This is a genomic window from Muricoccus nepalensis (assembly GCF_006438825.1).
Lineage (GTDB): Bacteria > Pseudomonadota > Alphaproteobacteria > Acetobacterales > Acetobacteraceae > Roseomonas > Roseomonas nepalensis.
The window spans coordinates 1-2,187 of sequence record NZ_RCZP01000127.1 but is presented as its reverse complement, the minus strand read 5'-3'; the positions used below and the strand labels follow the sequence as shown (position 1 = coordinate 2,187).

At 66.9% G+C, this 2,187-nt stretch carries 2 protein-coding genes and 2 pseudogenes; all 4 read left to right on the top strand.

Annotated elements, in window-relative coordinates:
- Positions 1–644: pseudogene (locus EAH89_RS30930) on the top strand (IS630 family transposase); the annotation flags it as partial.
- A 2-nt stretch (positions 645–646) separates the two neighbouring features.
- Positions 647–1,279, top strand: a pseudogene (locus EAH89_RS30925) (IS630 family transposase); the annotation flags it as partial.
- Complete coding sequence (locus EAH89_RS30920; protein WP_206667741.1) at positions 1,276–1,590, top strand: transposase; 315 nt, start codon at positions 1,276–1,278, stop codon at positions 1,588–1,590. The pseudogene EAH89_RS30925 and the gene EAH89_RS30920, both read left to right, overlap by 4 nt.
- A 345-nt stretch (positions 1,591–1,935) precedes the next feature.
- Positions 1,936–2,187, top strand: a 252-nt coding sequence (locus tag EAH89_RS30915; RefSeq protein ID WP_140888029.1) for a hypothetical protein, incomplete at its 3' end; no start/stop codon positions are given.

The following is a 2,187-nucleotide window of genomic DNA, read 5'->3' as shown; positions in this document are numbered from 1 at the left end:
CGCTCAAGCATACGCAGCGGGCCAACATCATTCTGCTGTCGGCCAAGCGGCTACCGGTCCTGGAGGTGGCCCGCCGCGTGGGTGTGAGCCGCCCTGCGGTGTGGCGCTGGCAGCGGCGCTACGCCGAGCAGGGCGTCGATGGTCTGATGCGCGACAAGACGCGCAAACCCGGCCGGGCGCCGCTGGCCACGGCGACGGTCGCCAAGGTGCTGGCGCTGACCTGCGCAGAGCCGCCCGGGGCCGTCACCCACTGGACCGGACGGGCCATGGCCAAGAAGGTCGGTATCAGCCTGAGCGCGGTACAGCGGATCTGGCAGGCCAACCGCCTGCAGCCGCACCGCCTGCSCACCTTCAAACGCTCGACCGATCCCGCCTTCGCCAGCAAGGTCGAGGATATCGTCGGCCTCTACATGGACCCGCCCTGCCATGCGGTGGTGCTGTCGATCGACGAGAAGAGCCAGATCCAGGCGCTCGACCGCACCCAGCCCGGACTGCCGCTGAAGCCTGGCAAGTGCGGGACGATGACCCACGACGACAAGCGCAACGGCACCACCACCCTGTTCGCGGCGATGAATACCCTCGACGGCACCGTGGTAGGCCGCTGCATGCCCCGGCACACCCACCAGGAGTTCGTGCGCTTCCTCNCACCTTCAAACGCTCGACCGATCCCGCCTTCGCCAGCAAGGTCGAGGATATCGTCGGCCTCTACATGGACCCGCCCTGCCATGCGGTGGTGCTGTCGATCGACGAGAAGAGCCAGATCCAGGCGCTCGACCGCACCCAGCCCGGACTGCCGCTGAAGCCTGGCAAGTGCGGGACGATGACCCACGACGACAAGCGCAACGGCACCACCACCCTGTTCGCGGCGATGAATACCCTCGACGGCACCGTGGTAGGCCGCTGCATGCCCCGGCACACCCACCAGGAGTTCGTGCGCTTCCTCAACGCCGTCGAGCGCGCGGTCCCGGCAGGCAAGGTGATCCACGCCATCGTCGACAACTACGCCACCCACAAGCACCCCAAGGTGCAGCAGTGGCTGGCGGATCACCCGCGCTGGATCTTCCACTTCACGCCGACTTCGGCGTCCTGGCTCAACGCCGTCGAAGGTTTCTTCTCGGCCATCACCCGCAGGCGCATCCGCCGCGGCGTTTTCAAGTCGGTGCCCGACCTGCAGGACGCGATCACTCGCTACATCCGAGACCACAACAAGGCCGCCAAGCCATTCGCCTGGATCAAGTCCGCCGACATCANGAGCGCGCGGTCCCGGCAGGCAAGGTGATCCACGCCATCGTCGACAACTACGCCACCCACAAGCACCCCAAGGTGCAGCAGTGGCTGGCGGATCACCCGCGCTGGATCTTCCACTTCACGCCGACTTCGGCGTCCTGGCTCAACGCCGTCGAAGGTTTCTTCTCGGCCATCACCCGCAGGCGCATCCGCCGCGGCGTTTTCAAGTCGGTGCCCGACCTGCAGGACGCGATCACTCGCTACATCCGAGACCACAACAAGGCCGCCAAGCCATTCGCCTGGATCAAGTCCGCCGACATCAYTCTCGGCAAGCTGGCCAGGCTCCCTGCATCTTCTGTCTGAGTCAGTGCACTAGAATGCGGTTTGCGAGTTGCCTAACCGCTTCGTCCTCGTGAGGGCATGAGGCTGGCGGGTTGTCCGGCGTGTCATACCGCACGGGACAGATCTGATGGACCATCCGCTGCATGCCGTGCCGGGCGCTAGGTGCATGCGTCCACTGCACGCTCCCGTCTGGGCGGCGCAGAACCTTCGTGACATCGAAGATGGTGCCGCACCGGCTGCATACCGCTTCGGCCATGCCTCCCCCCCCTGCCTCGTGCCGCTCTAATGCCAGGGAACCCGTAGTGCTTGTTCACGAATCATTCGCGTCTGTCCTAGCCTTCGCCGGAGCCTACCCCGGAGTCTGTGATGACGCATGACCACCTCTACCGCCCCGAGCCCTGCGCCGCTTGGCCGGTGCTAGAGCTGCGCGCCGTGGGCATTGCCTACCGGGACGCCGCCGGGCGAGGCCTGGAGGGCTCTGCGTGCCTCGAACTGGCCGTGGCGGCCTATCGGGCGGCCGGCGGCGGCGAATACGGTGCCGAGCGCGCCGTCCGCGACATGATCGCGTCGCTCTCGCGGGAGCACGGCGACTGGCTCTGGGGACCGGCGCAGGCTTGG